The 16,844-nt window shown below is 59.1% G+C and carries 16 protein-coding genes; 6 read left to right on the top strand and 10 right to left on the bottom strand.

Translation table 11 applies throughout. From position 1 onward, the window contains the following. Positions 1 to 2: 2 nt before the first annotated feature. The 3 genes from AC10V3_RS38430 (at position 3) to AC10V3_RS38440 (ending at position 3,684) form a co-directional block, all read left to right on the top strand. Positions 3 to 878, top strand: a complete 876-nt coding sequence (locus AC10V3_RS38430) for a tyrosine-type recombinase/integrase (RefSeq protein ID WP_022540237.1) — start codon at positions 3 to 5, stop codon at positions 876 to 878. Positions 879 to 897: 19 nt separating this feature from the next. After that, positions 898 to 2,070 (top strand): IS91 family transposase, encoded by a 1,173-nt coding sequence (locus tag AC10V3_RS38435; RefSeq protein ID WP_349609880.1) that lies wholly within the window; start codon positions 898 to 900, stop codon positions 2,068 to 2,070. Positions 2,071 to 2,592: 522 nt separating this feature from the next. Next, entirely contained in the window at positions 2,593 to 3,684 is a 1,092-nt protein-coding gene (locus AC10V3_RS38440) for an IS630 family transposase (RefSeq protein ID WP_022540255.1), read from the top strand. 169 nt (positions 3,685 to 3,853) lie between these two features. Here AC10V3_RS38440 and AC10V3_RS38445 read toward each other — a convergent pair whose 3' ends face one another. The 9 genes from AC10V3_RS38445 to AC10V3_RS38485 all read right to left on the bottom strand — a co-directional run bounded on the left by AC10V3_RS38445 (position 3,854) and on the right by AC10V3_RS38485 (position 12,746). After that, entirely contained in the window at positions 3,854 to 4,456 is a 603-nt protein-coding gene (locus tag AC10V3_RS38445; RefSeq protein ID WP_367576173.1) for a GntR family transcriptional regulator, read from the bottom strand. Between the two features lie 19 nt (positions 4,457 to 4,475). Continuing rightward, complete coding sequence (gene pruA / locus AC10V3_RS38450) at positions 4,476 to 6,083, bottom strand: L-glutamate gamma-semialdehyde dehydrogenase (protein WP_022540256.1); 1,608 nt, start codon at positions 6,081 to 6,083, stop codon at positions 4,476 to 4,478. A 115-nt stretch (positions 6,084 to 6,198) separates the two neighbouring features. Further along, on the bottom strand, positions 6,199 to 7,245 hold the full coding sequence (locus AC10V3_RS38455; RefSeq protein ID WP_490924335.1) for a branched-chain amino acid ABC transporter permease: 1,047 nt from the start codon (positions 7,243 to 7,245) through the stop codon (positions 6,199 to 6,201). Beyond that, the gene (locus tag AC10V3_RS38460; protein WP_022540258.1) at positions 7,245 to 8,132 is read right to left on the bottom strand and encodes a branched-chain amino acid ABC transporter permease; all 888 of its coding nucleotides are present in this window, start codon (positions 8,130 to 8,132) and stop codon (positions 7,245 to 7,247) included. The genes AC10V3_RS38455 and AC10V3_RS38460 overlap by 1 nt, the downstream gene beginning before the upstream one ends. A 28-nt stretch (positions 8,133 to 8,160) precedes the next feature. Beyond that, positions 8,161 to 8,907, bottom strand: a complete 747-nt coding sequence (locus AC10V3_RS38465) for an ABC transporter ATP-binding protein (protein ID WP_022540259.1) — start codon at positions 8,905 to 8,907, stop codon at positions 8,161 to 8,163. Position 8,908: 1 nt separating this feature from the next. Next, the gene (locus AC10V3_RS38470; protein WP_022540260.1) at positions 8,909 to 9,679 is read right to left on the bottom strand and encodes an ABC transporter ATP-binding protein; all 771 of its coding nucleotides are present in this window, start codon (positions 9,677 to 9,679) and stop codon (positions 8,909 to 8,911) included. Between the two features lie 81 nt (positions 9,680 to 9,760). Next, positions 9,761 to 10,423 carry a pyridoxamine 5'-phosphate oxidase family protein gene (locus AC10V3_RS38475; protein ID WP_022540261.1) on the bottom strand — a complete coding sequence of 221 codons (663 nt, stop codon included), beginning with the start codon at positions 10,421 to 10,423 and terminating at the stop codon, positions 9,761 to 9,763. Between the two features lie 10 nt (positions 10,424 to 10,433). Further along, a complete protein-coding gene (locus AC10V3_RS38480; RefSeq protein WP_022540262.1) occupies positions 10,434 to 11,525 on the bottom strand; it encodes an Ldh family oxidoreductase in 1,092 nt (363 codons plus the stop codon). A 48-nt stretch (positions 11,526 to 11,573) separates the two neighbouring features. Then, positions 11,574 to 12,746, bottom strand: coding sequence for an ABC transporter substrate-binding protein (locus AC10V3_RS38485; RefSeq protein WP_374063821.1), 1,173 nt, complete (start codon positions 12,744 to 12,746; stop codon positions 11,574 to 11,576). A gap of 413 nt (positions 12,747 to 13,159) precedes the next feature. Between AC10V3_RS38485 and AC10V3_RS38490 the strand changes: the two genes are divergently transcribed. Further along, positions 13,160 to 13,759: a helix-turn-helix domain-containing protein gene (locus AC10V3_RS38490; RefSeq protein WP_022540264.1), complete on the top strand. Its 600-nt coding sequence runs from the start codon at positions 13,160 to 13,162 to the stop codon at positions 13,757 to 13,759. A gap of 170 nt (positions 13,760 to 13,929) precedes the next feature. Here the strand turns inward: AC10V3_RS38490 and AC10V3_RS38495 are convergent, their stop codons facing one another. Continuing rightward, a complete protein-coding gene (locus AC10V3_RS38495) occupies positions 13,930 to 14,205 on the bottom strand; it encodes a hypothetical protein (RefSeq protein ID WP_349607651.1) in 276 nt (91 codons plus the stop codon). 772 nt (positions 14,206 to 14,977) lie between these two features. Here AC10V3_RS38495 and AC10V3_RS38500 point away from each other — a divergent pair. Both AC10V3_RS38500 and AC10V3_RS38505 read left to right on the top strand, forming a co-directional pair. Next, a complete protein-coding gene (locus AC10V3_RS38500) occupies positions 14,978 to 16,153 on the top strand; it encodes an alpha/beta hydrolase family protein (protein WP_490924336.1) in 1,176 nt (391 codons plus the stop codon). A gap of 74 nt (positions 16,154 to 16,227) precedes the next feature. Further along, on the top strand, positions 16,228 to 16,605 hold the full coding sequence (locus tag AC10V3_RS38505; RefSeq protein WP_022540266.1) for a RidA family protein: 378 nt from the start codon (positions 16,228 to 16,230) through the stop codon (positions 16,603 to 16,605). Positions 16,606 to 16,844 lie beyond the last annotated feature (239 nt).

Here is a 16,844-nt window from a genome sequence, read left to right on the forward strand (position 1 = left end):
CCATGTCAGTCGCGACGCCTACCATCAGCCCGCTGCGCCAGCGCATGATTGAGGACATGCGGATGCGCAAGCTCGCGGACAAGACTCAGACCCACTACATCCGCGCCGTGTGCCAGTTCGCAGCCTTTCTCGGCCGCTCGCCGGACACGGCCAGCACCGAGGATCTGCGACGCTATCAACTCCATCTGGTCGATCACGGCATCTCACCGACCTCGCTCAACGCCGCGATCAGCGGACTGAAGTTCTTCTTCGAGGTGACTCTCTGCGACGTCGACCGGATGGCCAGGATGCGCCCGGTGAGCGTGCCGCGCGTCCTGCCTGTCGTGCTCAGCCCCGACGAAGTCGGCAGGTTACTGGCTGCCGCCAGCAACCTGAAGCACCAGACCGCGCTCGCGGTCGCCTATGGCGCAGGCCTGCGCGCCAGCGAAGTGGTAGCGCTGAGGGTCAGTGACATCGACAGCGAGCGCATGACCCTGCGGATCGAACAAGGCAAGGGTCGCAGGGACCGTTACGCCATGCTCTCGCCAGTCCTGCTCGAACGCCTGCGCGTCTGGTGGCGCGTGGCTCATGCTCAGGGCAAGATGCTCGATGGTGGCTGGCTGTTTCCGGGCCTCAATCCCATCGAGTCACTCAGCACCCGGCAACTCAACCGTGCCTGCCACGCAGCCGCGCAGGCCGCAGAGATCGACAAGCGCGTATCCATGCATACGCTACGCCATAGCTTTGCGACGCACCTGCTGGAGCAGAAGGTCGATATCCGCGTGATTCAGGTGCTGCTTGGACATAAGAAGCTCGAGACGACAGCGCTCTACACCCAGGTCGCCACCGATCTGCTGCGCGAGGTGATCAGCCCGCTCGAACACCTGCGTTCCGACTAGGGATCCTGCCACCGAGCTCATTGTGCTCGAGGTCGCGGATATCTTCCGCCTCCACGGGCCGGCCTGGCGACAGACTGCACACCTGAGCCTGAGTCAGTTGCAAGTCATGTCGGCCATTGAACGGTGTCGCACCGCGGCACTGGGTGGGCATGTGCTGCGCTGCTCCGGCTGCGCCAAGCTTGAGGTTGCCTACAATTCCTGCCGCAACCGCCATTGCCCCAAGTGTCAGGCCAATGCTGCCCGGCGCTGGCTCGACGCACGCAGCGACGACCTCCTCCCCATTGAGTACTACCACGTCGTATTCACGCTTCCCGCAAACATCGGCGCCATCGCCTGGTACAACAAGGCGGTGATCTACGGACTGTTGTTCGATGTCGCCGCCGACACCCTCCGGACCATCGCCGCCGACCCGAAGCACCTCGGAGCGCAGATCGGCGCCACCCTGGTGCTGCACACCTGGGGATCGGCACTCACGCATCATCCACATGTACACGGCATCGTCCCCGGCGGCGGCCTCTCACCGGATGGCGAACGCTGGGTGGCCTGCCGCCCGGGCTTCTTCCTGCCAGTCCGCGTGCTCTCCCGCCTGTTCCGGCGGCGCTTCCTTGAGGCACTCCAGACAGCACACGCGATGGGGCAACTGCAGTTCTTTGGCGAGTTCAGTTCGCTCACCGACCCGGACGCGTTCGCGCAGTGGTTGGCGCCACTACGCGTCACCGAATGGGTCGTCTACGCCAAGCGACCATTCGCTGGACCGGAAGCGGTACTGGCCTACCTGTCACGCTACACCCACCGTGTGGCGATCTCCAACACACGCCTGGTCTCGCTCGATGAACGTGGCGTGACCTTCCGCTGGAAGGACTACCGCGCCAAGGGACGCACGCGCTATAAGACCATGACGCTGGATGTCGGAGAGTTCATGCGGCGCTTCCTGCTGCACGTGCTACCGGGCGGCTTCCATCGCATCCGCCACTACGGTCTGCTTGCCAACCCCGTGCGCCGCGCGAATCTGATCAAGGCACGCGAGCTATTGAACGCCGTGCCGACGGTGACCGCTCCGCCTGACGACACCGATGTCGCTACACGTCCGTCCTTCCTTTGCCGGCACTGTGGCGCACCGATGCTCATCATCGAGGTCATCCCGCGCAGTCCCTGTATCCGCGGACCGCCACCGCAGCGAGCCCTCGCATGAGCCCGCACGTCCCACATCTCCCACTCAACCGACGGCGCTCCGGAATCCGGCGCCGCAAGCGGACAGTTGCGCTCGCCGACTTGCTCGACCATGTTGCATGCTCAGCCTATCCACACAATCCTGACCTACCCCGACCGTCGCGCCATGACAGGAGCCGACTGATGCCCTGCCTCGCCCTTCCAGCCACAGCGCTACGGATCGGCCGAACCCATCAATCGCCATAGCCCGCATCACCGGCATCGCCGGACTCCGCGGTTTCCTCCCTTGAGGTTTGTTCAACGCCTGCCCTCATGCGCCTGGAGTTCTGCAGCCAAGGGCAGGCATCAAACAAACCTAAACAGGAGCGGACGCTCGAGACGATCCTATTGAACGGCAGGACTTGGGGTTAGAAGCGACGCGGACATCTTTGCCTACGTTCGCGGCCAGAGGGTATACGAGCCTACCAGGCTAGTGTCCTGTTCCGTTGTTAACCGATCTATGTTTGCGTAGGATGTTGGTATCAACGGAACGGGAGATACCAGCATGCCAATGGGCCGACCGAAGGTAGAACTGGTGTTGAGCCAAGACGAACAGTCGCAACTTGCTTCGATGGCGCGTTCGCGCGCTATCCCGGCTGCGCTGGTGACGCGCGCGCGCATCGTCTTGGCGGCGGCTACAGGCGAGCCCAACAGCGAGATCGCCAAACGGCTGCAGCTCACGCGTGCCACTGTGGGCAAATGGCGCGCTCGGTTCCTTGAACGGCGCATCAATGGCCTGTACGACGAATTGCGCCCGGGCAAGCCGCGCACAATCGACGACGAGCGCGTGGCGGAACTCATCAAGACGACGCTGCATACGAAGCCTGCTGACGGGTCGACACACTGGAGTGTGCGGGCGGTGGCGGCCGAGACATCTATTTCGCCTACCAGCGTGCACCGCTATTTCAAGCTGTTGGGGCTGCAGCCGCATCGTAGCGAGACCTTCAAGCTGTCCACCGACGCGTTCTTCATCGAGAAGCTGCGCGACGTGGTGGGTCTGTACCTGAACCCGCCCGAGAACGCGTTGGTGCTGTGCGTGGATGAGAAGAGCCAGTGCCAGGCACTGGAGCGCACTCAGCCGATGCTGCCCATGGGCCTGGGCTATGTCGAGGGTGTCACCCACGACTACGTCCGTCACGGCACAACGACTCTGTTTGCCGCGCTGAACGTACTCAACGGTGCGGTGCTGGCCGAGTGCAAGCCGCGTCATCGGCACCAAGAGTTCCTCGCCTTCTTGCGTTCGATCGACAAGGCCGTTCCAGCCGAACTCGATGTGCATTGCATCGTGGATAACTACAGCAGCCATAAGCACCCCAAGGTCAAGGCGTGGCTGGCAGCCCGTCCGCGCTGGCACATGCATTTCATCCCCACCTACAGTTCCTGGTTGAATCAGGTCGAGCGCTTTTTCTCGATCATCACCGGCAAGGCCATCCGTCGTGGCTCGTTCACCTCGGTCAAGGAGCTCGTGCAAAAAATCGATCGCTTCGTCGCTCACTACAACCAGAATTGCAAGCCATTCAACTGGACGGCCACCGCGGATTCGATTCTCGCCAAGCTAAATAGACTTTGTGAACGAATCAGCGGAACAGGACACTAGCTGCGACGATACTAGCGCGCAAATGTGCGAATCTGCATTTTGCGTTTTAGTCGCTCGTGGCTGCATACCGCGCGACGGAATATGCGGCATTGCTGTCCGCCATCTGCAATAAGAGCGGATGTTGGAAGTCGCGACCTGTGGCTACCGCAGTGCTACGCAACGCTACATACTAGGGCGATAGCCCATCAAGTTGTTCCAAGTATTTTCGCAAGGCCGACACAGCATCTGCGGGTCGACGCGAACGACAATGCGCCACAATCGCTCCCAACATAAGAAGCGGAATACCGTGCAGACGATGGGAGGGTGGCGTCGAACCTCTTATCGCGTCATTCAGAACCATCACCATGGCTCGATTGGGATGCGTTGAAATGAAGGCTAGTTGCAAGGCCACCTCCAACTCAGTGCATCGGGCCGGTTCCATCGTCGAATTTGCCAAGCTGCACAGCAGTTCGAACAGCGCCTCGATTCCATCCAGATCGGCCGGTGACATCAAAGGCACCGCCGACCCTAGCGCACGGCACTGAAGCACCCTACGCAACTCAATCCAATCGCGGCGCAACGTCTCGTCGGGTCCCACAACGGTCGCACCACGGTAGCGCTCTTGGCGAACCAGTCCTTCCGCCGCTAGCAGCAGTAACGCCTCGCGGACTGGCATCCGGCTCGACTGAAACCGCTTCGAAAGCGCATCCTGTCGCAGCACTGTTCCGATCGGCAACTGCCCGGTCCGTATGTCTTCTCTCAACCGAGCTACGATTTCTGAACAGCGCTGCATACTGCGGGCGATTGGAAGATCAGTCCATGTGCGGGTAGCGATAGCCCGCTGCAGGTACCCAGGTTTCCTTGATCGTCCTCGGCGACGTCCAACGCTGCAGGTTCAATACCGAGCCTGCCTTATCATTGGTTCCACTGCGGCGCCCTCCCCCGAACGGCTGCTGCCCCACAACTGCGCCCGTCGGCTTGTCATTGAAGTAGAAATTTCCTGCGCTGAACCGAAGGTGCTGGCTAGCCTCCTCCATTGCCTGCCGGTCATTAGCAAGGACCGCACCGGTAAGAGCATAAGGACTCGTACTATCCACAGTCGCCAGAATCTCCTTCCACGCGTTGTCCGGGTAGACCATCACCGAAAGCACTGGACCGAAGATTTCTTCACGCATTGTGACCGCCTGCGGATCCTTGACTTCGATAACAGTTGGCGTGACGAAATAGCCGTAACTATCGTCGCACGTACCCCCGGCCAGGATGTTCTCGCCCGCCGAGCGAGCATTTTTGATATAGCCTGAAATTCGTTCGAAAGCTTTCTTGTCGATGACAGCACCGATGAAGTTCTCCAGATCTTCAACATCACCCATACGCACGGTCGCCAAGTCGTCGAGCAGTCGAGCTCTAACCCGCGGCCAAAGGGAGGCGGGAATATATGCGCGCGACGCGGCACTGCACTTCTGGCCTTGATATTCAAAGGCGCCCCGAAGGAGTGCGACGGCTACCGTCTCCGGATCGGCAGACGCATGCGCAAGCACAAAGTCTTTCCCACCGGTTTCCCCCACGAGTCGAGGATAGCCACGGTAGTCCGGCAGTCGTCGGGCGACTTGTTGCCACAGGGAATCAAACACCTCCGTAGAGCCAGTGAAGTGCAACCCCGCAAAGTCCGGCGAGGCCAAAACCGCCTCCGATACAGTCGCTGCTGATCCGGGTACGAAATTGATGACCCCAGGAGGCAGACCTGCAGCCTCAAGCAGTTCCAGAAACAAGTAGTTGCTCAGTGAAGCCGTGAACGCCGGCTTCCATACGACGGTGTTGCCGAGCAGTGCTGGCGCCGTGGGCAAATTTCCCGCGATCGCAGTGAAGTTAAAAGGCGTCACTGCGTAAACAAAGCCCTCTAGCGGCCGATAGTCCATGGCATTGCGCATGCCCGGGCCGGAAATCGGTTGCTGCTGCAGCATGTCACGCGCGAACGAAACGTTGAACCGCAGGAAGTCGATCAGTTCACATGCCGAATCAATTTCGGCTTGAAATACCGTCTTGCTCTGGCCCAGCATCGTTGCGGCATTGAGCCTTTGTCGCCAAGGTCCAGCGAGCATGTCTGCCGCACGCAAGAAAACCGCAGCACGCGCCTGAAAAGGCATCGCGGCCCAGTCACGCTGCGCACAAACAGCGGCGGAGATCGCCTGGCTTACTTCCTCGGCACCGGCTTGACTGACCGAAGCGATCTGGCGCCGGTGATCATGGGGTGCATGCAGTGACTGCTTGCGGCGACCGTTATACCGCTTCCCGCTGATGACAAGCGGGATGTCTTCAACCACACCGCTGCGCTCCTGGAGGGCAGCGATAATAGCTGCACGCTCGCGGGAGGAAGGGCTATAACTGAGAACGGGTTCGTTCTGTGGAAGGTCGTACGTCATAAAGATTCCTGTTTGGATGGACAGAATTGTGATGCGGCTACTTGGGTTTCTAGTCTCGACTTAATCGACTCAGTATCGATCTAGTTCAACGGATGTAAGTGGCAGGCGAACGTGATCACTTGGCTGATTTGAACAGTCGCGCCGCCATTCCGACCAGTCCTTGCCGAAAAGTCAGAACACATACGATGAAGATCAGGCCAGTAACCATGGGCACAGATTCACCCAGCGTCTCAAACCACGTAAAACCCGTCGAACTGGCCAGGAACGCGCCGACATCCCCCAACTTGTTTTCGATCGCAACGATCACGACAGCACCGACAATTGGACCGGTTAGGGTCCCGAGTCCCCCCACGAGCGTCATCAGAATGACCGCCCCCGACATAGTCCAATGCACGTCCGTAAGGGTTGCGAAACCCAGTACCAGGGCCTTAAGTGTTCCCGCAAGTGCAGATAGACCCGCTGAGATCACAAATGCAATGAGCTTGAATCTGTCGGTGTCATAGCCAAGGGAAATTGCCCGCGGCTCGTTCTCCTTGATCGCTCGCAGAACTTGACCGAAAGGCGAATGCACGGTTCGAACGACTAAAGCGAATGCCGCCACAAGTATCGCGATAGCAAAGTAGTAGAGCGCCAAATCGCTGTCGAGGGAGAATGTGCCAAATAGTTTTCCTCGCGGGATACCTTGCAAGCCGTCCTCTCCTCCGGTAAACGGCGCCTGGAGAAAGATGAAGTACAGCATTTGAGCCAGAGCGAGCGTGATCATCGCAAAGTAGATGCCTTGTCTACGAATCGCCAGCGATCCCACCACATAGCCTAGTGTCGCCCCTGCTGCCGCCCCCAGTAAAAGGCCGAGCTCCGGCGGTAGGCCCCACGCCTTCATTGCATAACCGGCCACGTATCCGGCTCCACCAAAGAATGCTGCATGTCCGAATGACAGCAGCCCCGTGAACCCGATCAGCAAGTTAAACGCACAGGCGAACAATGCGAAGCAAAGAACCTTCAGCACCAGTACTGGATATGCGCCGTAAAAAGGTGCCAAGGTCAACGCCGCAAGCACAACGACACATGCGATGGCCCGTCCCTTCCACTGAGATTGCTCAGGCTCCGCTGATCCCGCCGAAGAATGCCTTACCTCGATCACTTGTCCTGTAGGTTCATTCATTATTTGTCTCTCCCAAACAGTCCGGCAGGACGAAGTAGCAATACGATTACCATGATGAAAAAGACGACGGTGGAAGACGCTTGGGGGTAAAACACCTTTGTTAGACCTTCGATGACACCGAGCGCCAGACCAGTGACGATCGACCCCATAATCGACCCCATGCCGCCAATCACAACCACTGCGAACACGACGATGATCAGGTTCTGCCCCATCAGCGGCGACACCTGGATCACCGGGGCGGCTAGCACGCCTGCAAATGCGGCCAGCGCCACGCCGAAGCCATAGGTCAGCGTGACCATCAGCGGCACATTGACGCCAAAGGCTTCCACGATCTTGGGGTTCTCGGTGCCCGCGCGCAGGTAGGCGCCGAGCTTGGTCTTCTCGATCGTGAACCACGTGGCAACGCAGACCACGACCGAAGCCCCGACCACCCAGGCACGGTAATTCGGCAACACCATGAAGCCGAGGTCCGTGGCGCCTTGCAGCGCGTCGGGCGGCGAGTAGGGCAGGCCGGAGACGCCGTAGGTGGAGCGCATCACGCCTTCGAACACCAGCGTGATGCCCAACGTCAGCAGCAGGCCGTAGATGTGGTCGAGCTTGTAGATGAAGCGCAGCATCGACTTTTCGATGGCCACGCCGATCACTGCCACCACGAGCGGCGACAGCACCAGCATGACCCAGTAGCTTAGGCCAGCGTATTCCATGCCGGCCCACGCCAGCACGGCACCGAGCATAAACAGCGCGCCGTGCGCGAAGTTGATCACGTTGAGCAGGCCGAAGATCACGGCCAAGCCCAGGCTTAGCATCGCGTAGAACGCACCGTTGACGAGCCCCAGCAGCAACTGGGACAGCAGCGCGGGCAGGGGGATTCCAATATCGAAGTTCATGTGAAGCGGGTTCCCTCGTTGTGCCGGCTCATACGCCAAGCAGTTCGTTCAGCACCGGCATCTTGGCCTGCAGCTCGGCGGCGGCAAAGCGCTCGACGATGGCGCCGTGCTCCATCACGTAGAAGCGGTCGGCCAGCGGCGCGGCAAAGCGGAAGTTCTGCTCCACCATCACCACGGTGTAGCCCTTCTTCTTCAGCATCAGGATCATGCGCGCCAGCGCCTGTACGATCACCGGTGCCAGGCCCTCGGATATCTCATCGAGTAGCAGCAGGTTCGCGCCGGTGCGCAGGATTCGGCCAACGGCCAGCATCTGCTGTTCGCCGCCCGACAGCCGCGTACCCTGGCTTTGCTTGCGTTCCCGCAGGTTCGGGAACATGTCGTAGATCTCGGCCTCGCTCATGCCCGGCGTGTCGCCACCCTTGGCGCCCTTCAGCACCGGCGGGAGCAGCAAGTTTTCCTCGCACGACAGGCTGGAGAAGATCGCCCGCTCTTCGGGGCAGTAGCCGATGCCGTAGTGCGCGATCTTGTGCGTCGGCAGGCCGATGGTCTCGTTGCCGTTGATCCTGATCGATCCCTTCCGCGTGCCGGTCAGGCCCATGATCGCGCGCATGGTGGTAGTGCGCCCGGCGCCATTGCGGCCCAGCAGCGTGACCACTTCACCACGGTTCACGGTCAGGTCCACGCCATGGAGGATGTGCGATTCCCCGTACCAGGCGTGCAGGTCCTTGATTTCGAGTGCAGGGACGTTGGATGCGGTGGATGCGTTTGCGCTCATCTCAGTGCGCTCCCTGCAGCTCGGCGTCGGCGGTGCCCATGTAGGCTTCCATCACGCGCGGGTCCTTCGACACTTCGGAGTACGGGCCTTCGGCCAGGATGGCGCCGCGCTGCAGCACCGTGATTTTGTCGGCGATCGACGACACCACGTTCATGTTGTGCTCGACCATGAGGATCGTGCGGCCGGCAGCCACCTTCTTGATCAATTGCGTCACGCGGTCCACATCCTCGTGGCCCATGCCCTGCGTGGGTTCGTCCAGCAGCATCAGCTCGGGCTTCATCGCCAATGTCGTGGCAATTTCTAGAGCTCGCTTTCGACCATAAGATAGATTTACTGTCGCGGTTTCAGCGAACTCCGCGAGCCCCACTTCTTCGAGTAGTTCAATCGCTCGACGATCTAGTACCTTCAGCGTCTTCTCGCTTCGCCAAAAGTGATAGGACGTGCCAAGCTTTCGCTGTAGTGCAATGCGCACGTTCTCGAGCACGCTCATGTGCGGAAAAACCGCAGAGATCTGAAACGATCGGATGATTCCTCGTCGGGCAATCTGAGCCGGCTTGTCCCTTGTAATATCCACACCATCAAAGAGAATGGTGCCTGCCGATGGCTCGAGGAACTTCGTGAGCAAGTTGAAACAAGTCGACTTGCCTGCGCCGTTCGGCCCGATCAAGGCATGAATGCTTCCCTTCCGGACGCATAGATTCACGCCATCAACCGCGCAAAAGCCATTGAAGCGCTTTGTCAGCCCCTCAACCTCCAAAACATTCGACGACATTGACGTACCTGATATGTTTTCTGGCCCTCCAGCTTCTGGCGGCCATGACGGCAGAGCCGCGTTCGCGACCCTGCTACCTGCTTATCGCTGCTTACGGGACGGGCCGAGATAGTTTCGGGCGTAGTCGGGGGTTGTGATGCCGGGCTTTAACCGCGCATCGTCTTGAACATCCCCTGGCACGATACTTAGGGGAATCACGCCTGCCCAAGCGTCAAGTTCGTAGTCGGACTCGACATCCTTCACCCCGATATCGCGGACTTTGGCGGAAACCTCCTCGAGAGGAAACTTCAGGACCAAGGTTGCGCCTATCTCGCTATCCTTGTGCTGACGCACGCGGTGCCCAGGCAGAACATCGTCGATGACGGCGTAGAGCAACTTGGCCTTCTCCGCCGGATCGTCAACGACGACTCCCTTGCCGAAGATCACCACCGATCTGTAATCGACGCTGCATCCGAAACCGGACCGTCCAGCGACGATGCCGTCGACATGGGTAATGGAGATGCATGCGGGCACACCTTGGGCGAGCGTTGTCAACATGCGATTCTGAGGACTACCGTGCAGGTAGACGTTCTCATCCACACGAAGAATCGTGGTTGGAATGATTCGTGGTGCACCGTCCGCTACGAAGGCGACGTGGCACACCAACGCTTCATCAATGATCGCGTGCACGAGTTCTCGATCATATTGCCCGCGCTCCGGACGCCGGTGGATGCGGGTATTTTCGGTTACCTGATAATCTGACACGGCGATTACCTCAGGCTTCGGCCTTGTGCGGGCCTTTGATCAGGTCATCACCTTCATAGGCATTCCGCTTGCCCGAGTATTGGCCTGTGCTGTACTCCAGGAGTTGCTCATACAGCGCGGTCGGCACAGTCACACCCTCAACGGCGGTGCGCTTGCGCGCCTCATATCGGCGGTCGGAAGGCAAGCGTGTACCCTTTTGCTCAAGGATCTTGGTAAACAGGCGTTCACTATGCGCGAGCTGAGCGGCACGGTCGCCGTTTTGAAGGCAGCGAACCGGGTCGATGGCAATGATAAGTTCGCCGCCACAAGGCGCGCCGGTGTTTGCCACGTCCTTCTCCCCGGCTTCAAAGCTGAGCAGGTCACCAACAAGCGGACCTGCTAGCAGCTCGACCATCATGGCGATCGCTGCACCCTTGACGCCCCCGAATGGCAACTGGGCGCCGGCGAGCGCAGTTGCGGGATCGGTCGTCGGTTGTCCGTCCGGACCAACCGCCCAGCCTTCCTCCAACTGCCGACCGTCACGCAGCCGCACCTGAATCTCGCCGCGAGCGCTCGCGCTCGAAGCCTGGTCGAAAACCACCGGCGGGTGATTTGCGCGCGGCCAAGAGAAGGCCATTGGATTTGTGCCATAGAGCGGCTTGGTGCCGCCTGCAGGCGCGACGTACGGACTGGCGGCAACAAAGGCGAACCCCACGAGTCCCTTGTCTGCGAGTCGCTCTACCTCCGGCCAGAGTGCGGACACACTCAACGCGTTGTTGATTGCCACGGCAGCAATGCCGGTCTCTTTGGCCAGCTCTGCGAGGGGCGCGTCGGCAACTTCCAGTGCAAGCGGGGAGAAGCCATAGTGCGCGTCGACTTTGATCACCGCCGGCGCCAGCCGGGATACCGTCGGTTCGGCATCGCCCGACGCTTGGCCTGCGCGAAATGCATTAACGTAGAACGGGATGCGGAACAGTCCATGATGACGGCATTCATCGCGTTCCGCCGCGGTCACGGTATTGGCGATAGCCGTCGCATGGCGTTCATTGAAGCCTTGCGCCAGAAGCAGACGTTTTGCAAGCGCGTGGACTTCTTCAAGCTTCAACTGGATATCGTAGTGCACAACTGTTCTCCTGGATCGGATAGGTGGAAAGAAGTTCTGGTGTCTCGATTACTTGCGCACGAGAGGACATGCGCTATCCGAGAGAGGCTGGAATGCCTCCTTGGCGGGCACCGTTTCGATGACCTTGTAGTAATCCCACGGGGCGTTAGATTCGGTGGGCTTCTTGACTTCAACGAGGTACATGTCGTGCATCACCTGGCCGTCTTGACGGATCCAGCCGTTGTCGGTGTACATGTCCTTAATGGGAATTTCGCGCATCTTCGCGGCGACCGCTGCTGCGTCGTCCGATTTCGCTGCTTCGATAGCCTTGAGGTAATGACGCACTGCGGAGTAGACGCCTGCCTGCGTCATGGTCGGCATCGACTTGCGGCGCTCGAAGAATTTGCGCGACCACGCACGGGTCGCGTCATTGCGATCCCAGTAAAAGGCCGTCAGAAACTGAAGACCCTGTGCACTCTTCAGCCCCATACTGTTCACATCAGTGATGAAGACGGCGGGCGCAGCCAAGGACTGTTTGCGCGTGATGCCGAATTCAGCGGCTTGCTTCACAGTGGAGGCCATGTCGCTGCCTGCGCTCGCAGAGACCACCACCTTGGCCCCCGAGTTCTGCGCTTGAATAAGGTAGGAACTCAGGTCGGGCGAATTGAGAGGGAATTTCACCTCCCCCAGAACCTTGCCTCCAGCGTCCGTAACTGTTTTGCGGATGTCTGCCGCAAACGCATGGCCGAAAGCGTAGTCGACGGTCATCAGGTACCAACTGTCATATCCTCGCTTGGTGAGCAGCTTCGCGAGGCCGTGTCCATTGCTGTACGAGTTGTAGACCCACTGAGTCGAGTATGGGGAACATGCCTTGCCGGTGAATTCGCTGGAAGCCGCAGCAACGAGCGTGATCTTCTTACGCTCGGCGGCAAGTCCCTGCACGGCCAGGCCGACACTGGAGTTGGAGAAGTCGGCAATCGCGTCTACGCCGTCGCGGTCAAACCACTGGCGTGCTTTCGTCGCACCAACGTCAGCTTTGTTCTGATGGTCCCCAACGACGAGTTCAACCTTACTTCCAGCAACCTTCCCCCCAAACTCCTCGATTGCAAGCCGTGCCGCTTCAACGGAGCCCTTACCAGCCAAGTCGGAATACGGGCCGGATTGGTCATTGAGAATGCCGATCTTGACCACGCCATCGGAAATCTGTGCATGTGCACTGAACGAAACCAACGCTACGGGCATAGTTGCCAGGAGATTGCGTGCTAAGAGCTTTACGGCCTGCTGGATTCTCGACATGATGGGTTCCTTGAACGTGGGCAAGTGCAAATTGCGTGTGGTGCAAATCTTATTGCATCGTACACACTATTGCCTGCTACGAAATGTTTTTTCGCATGAGACAACATTGCGCGGGGATGTGTTGTCAAAGTGGACGATCAAAGAAAAGCTGTATGACGAAATTTCTGGCCACATTGGCTACAATTCTGAGGCGGACTCGCCTTCATTCTTCGAATTTTCGGCAGAAGTGAGCGGGCCTCATGGTTTTCCCTAGCATTCCTTCCGAGGCAAGTCGGCATACACGGCCGGCGCGCGTACGCCTTTGTTGTGCATTACATGTACAATTTTGTGCATGACATGCACTTTTTTGATACTTCCCTATGAACGTTGAGCAACGCGTGGAAGCGGTCTCGCGGCAGCTTGGAAGGCGCATTCGTGCCGCCAGGAAGGCTAAGGAGTTCACACTGGACGCCCTGAGCGAACAGACGGCTCTGTCCGCGGGGTTTCTGTCGCGCTTGGAACGCGGCGAGACCAACGCGTCAATCTCCAATTTGATTGTGATTGCGGACAGACTGGGAATTCCGCTTCGCGACTTTTTCGAAGGGTCCGGCGAGGAGGCGCAGCCCGACTTTGTTGTCAGTCGAGCAAGCGAAAGGAGTCGTGGCGCCCCCCTGGAAGGCAAGGGGTACACATATCGACTGACAAGCGGTACCCTGCCCGACCAACAGATGAGCGCCTTTGAGTTGAGCTATATGCCCGGCGAGTCGCTACCCAACGAATCGCTCGTTCACAAGGGGGAGGAGGTTTTGTATCTGTTGGAGGGACGACTCGAATTTGAAATTGATGGTCACGTCGCCGTCCTGGAGCCAGGTGATTGCGTGCACTTCAACTGCGAAAAACCCCACCGGGGAAAAAACGTGGGCGAGTCAGTAGCAAAACTACTGATGGTTGTAACACCCGTCGATTCCTTAGCTAGCTAGAATCCCGACCGCCAAACATGTCGGAATTCCTCCCCCGCCGCATCGGCTGTTAGCCCTCCGTCGGCAGGAATGCAGATGTTCAACTGCGGGTGTGTGCTCTGGCTTGCCTAAAGGAACGGAGCATCGTCGTCCGGAACGATAGGGCGTACACGAGTACAAGGATCAAGGCATCATGATCTATGTCTAGTCGAGATGGTTGGCGAGGCATAGGGCTCGGAACCTGCCGGGTTAAGCGACCGCTTGCACGCGTTCGATTTCCGCGATGACGGCGTCTCCCATTTCTGACGTCGAAAGACAGCGTCCCCCCGACCCAATAACGGCCGTCCTCGCCCGCGACGCAGCGCAGCGGCCACGGCACCCACAAGCACCCTGGCTTCCGTTTCGCGAAGGAACGAAAACCGCAACATCATCGCAACGCTCAATATTGATGCGAGGTGATTGGCCACACCTTTCCCCGCAATGTCAAGTGCGCAGCCGTGAACTGGCTCATAGAGAGCCCGGTTGGTCTACAGTGGCGCGCGTCACCTTTGCCCGAAACACCGCGGCACTGGCATCGCTTGCCTCCCCTGTACTGCAGGACCCGTTTTCGACGGTCTACGCTCGACTCATCGTTCTGGGCGCGTCGTTAAGGCTATTGCTGTGTCTCCGATGAGGCGGCTACTCACGGACTATCGGCGATCGAAAAACAAAGGATCGCATTACAACTGGATGGCTGATTGTCGTTCAGCACCGGCCGCTCGGCCCCACGCAGTTGGACGGCTGCGATGGGTCGGGAGCGGCCGTCGTCGTAGGCGTGTTAGCAAGTCCTTGCAAACAGAATCGGTAAGTTTCGGTCACTCGCCGGCGCTGGCGTCGCTAGCCGCGTTGGGGCGCGAACGGGGCAAGGTGGTGCGGGCGTCGCTCCAGCCTTGAATCATTCAAGCTTGTCTATCTTGGACTTCTTCCATTCAAAACGGTGCTATGTCTTGATTTGTCGGCACTTTTTTCACTTGGCATGGGCCTTGCGGTAGGCTGATGCCTTTGGCCGTCGGGCCCCAGGCGCGCGGGCGAAGCCGAACTCAATACGGATCACGCGACCACAATCGCCGCTGGCCGGCCGTTTGATCAGTGCCTTACTTGTCGGCTGCTGATCCTGCCGGCGCGGACATGCGGCAATCGCGGCTGGTCCTTGGCCCGAATAGATCTCGGCCAATTCGGCGAACGATGGGGAGATCTAATTTGGAACGCCGACTCGAAATTCTTGCCTTTGCGCTCCTTACAGCTTGGAGTTCCGCTCACGCCGACGACGGGCTCGGGTTGGCCCGCGGCGGTAATCCCAACGATGTCACCATTTCGGGAGTTTCATCTGGTGCTGCCATGGCCATTCAGTACGCCGTAGCGCATTCCAGTTCCGTCCAGGGAGTGGGCTCCATTGCAGGCCCCGGTTGGGGTTGTGCCGATGGTCGTATATCGGTGGCGATCAATAACTGTATGTGCGGCCGACAGTCCCCAGTCCCTAACGTTGCCGCGGCCCGCACGCTGGCAGGTAGAGGGGCGATCGACAGATTGGCTTCAGGGAGACCGCAGGCACTCAAACGTTCCTATGTCTTCCAGAGCGGAGCAGACCATACAGTGGTGAAGCAATCCGGGCAGGCAAGCATCGACTTCCTGACTGCGTTCATCGGCCAGACACCCGCAGTAGACCGAGGGAACGCCGTCGACGGCAGTGACCGGGCCGGTCATGGCATCGTGTCTCCCGATGGGATCGATTCATGCCAGTTCGACGGAAGCGAAAAGTCCTACGTTCGCCGCTGCCGCGCCGAGGACAATGCCGGCAAGCTCTTCCTGGCGCTCTACGCTCCGGACTCAGCCTACGATGCGAACAAGCGCGTCAAATACATTCCCGAAACCGAGGTGTGGAAGTTCGGACAACAGCCGATCATCGACAAGATTGGAAAGAGCGACGCCAAGGTCGCCGGAGACGCTATCTGGGGTCTACCCTACAGCACTGAGCGGCGCAAGAACTTCGATATGGCGGATACCGGATATCTTTACGTTCCGTCATCCTGTCGAAGTAGTGGGAGTCGTTGTCGCATACACATTGCTCTTCATGGCTGCAAACAGAACGCAAAGGAGTTTTCCAATACTGCCGGCTACAACAACTGGGCGGACTATTACCATGTCATCGTCATCTATCCTGCGCTCGAACCGGTAGCGCTCCCTAGTGAAGAGGTGTGCGCAATGCCTCCGGCCTTTTCCATTGCCGACTCAAGTTGGGTGAAGCCGAACCTCAACGGGTGTTGGGATTGGTGGGGCTATCTGGACAACGAGCGACCCCAGGCTAAACGTTACCTGACCAAGAAAGCGCCGCAAATCCGGGTGATTGAAAGCATCATTGACGAAGTCACACGTTAGCGCCGACCGATGGCCCTCCTTCCAATCGCCGCTCTGACTTGGTGTGGAGAGCGGAATTTTAGGAGCTGACTCAAATGACAATTGAGTATTTTGCAGAGAGCAATCCCGTCACACGAACCTTGCCACGCTCGCTAGCGACGAAGGCCGGCGACTTTGTATTTGTGTCCGGTCAGGTAGCCAGAGACGAAGACGGCAGCATCGTTGTCGGCGGGATAGAAGCTCACACCCGCCAGACGCTGAAGAACGTCGCTCACGTACTCGCCCTCGCAGGTTGCACGCTCGAGGACGTAGTGAAGATAACAGTCTGGCTTGAAGACGCTCGCGACTTTGATGAATTCAATCGCGTTTACGGAGAATTCTTCCGCGAAAGCAAGCCGTCACGGTCGACATTACAAGGGAAGAACATGGTCGGCACCAGGGTGGAAATCGAGGCGATTGCTTATAAGCCTTGACCCTCCGCGCAGCGGCTTAGGTGCTCCCTGGGATTCGCTCTCACTCCAATCGACCGCCTGCAGCGGGTCGGTCGGAGACGGCCGCAGTTTCGCGGCGCGCATCCGCCCAAGACCGGCCACGAACCGCCCTTGGTTGAGGGTTGGAGTAACCGTTCGAACGACGGCTTCGAAAGGCACAAGCAGCCGCTGGTGTTCTGAAGGTCGGATGTCTCAGACGGTCGACTAGAGACGACCGTCGA

The organism is Cupriavidus sp. PB-02, from assembly GCF_058252315.1.

Coding starts and splice junctions, on each gene's coding strand:
- AC10V3_RS38440 (WP_022540255.1), top strand. CDS start 2,593: ATGCCAATGGGCCGACCGAAGGTAGAACTGGTGTTGAGCCAAGACGAA.
- AC10V3_RS38460 (WP_022540258.1), bottom strand. CDS start 8,132: ATGAACTTCGATATTGGAATCCCCCTGCCCGCGCTGCTGTCCCAGTTG.
- AC10V3_RS38490 (WP_022540264.1), top strand. CDS start 13,160: ATGAACGTTGAGCAACGCGTGGAAGCGGTCTCGCGGCAGCTTGGAAGG.
- AC10V3_RS38465 (WP_022540259.1), bottom strand. CDS start 8,907: ATGAGCGCAAACGCATCCACCGCATCCAACGTCCCTGCACTCGAAATC.
- AC10V3_RS38485 (WP_374063821.1), bottom strand. CDS start 12,746: ATGCCCGTAGCGTTGGTTTCGTTCAGTGCACATGCACAGATTTCCGAT.
- AC10V3_RS38505 (WP_022540266.1), top strand. CDS start 16,228: ATGACAATTGAGTATTTTGCAGAGAGCAATCCCGTCACACGAACCTTG.
- pruA (WP_022540256.1), bottom strand. CDS start 6,083: ATGACGTACGACCTTCCACAGAACGAACCCGTTCTCAGTTATAGCCCT.
- AC10V3_RS38430 (WP_022540237.1), top strand. CDS start 3: ATGTCAGTCGCGACGCCTACCATCAGCCCGCTGCGCCAGCGCATGATT.
- AC10V3_RS38470 (WP_022540260.1), bottom strand. CDS start 9,679: ATGTCGTCGAATGTTTTGGAGGTTGAGGGGCTGACAAAGCGCTTCAAT.
- AC10V3_RS38445 (WP_367576173.1), bottom strand. CDS start 4,456: ATGCAGCGCTGTTCAGAAATCGTAGCTCGGTTGAGAGAAGACATACGG.
- AC10V3_RS38455 (WP_490924335.1), bottom strand. CDS start 7,245: ATGAATGAACCTACAGGACAAGTGATCGAGGTAAGGCATTCTTCGGCG.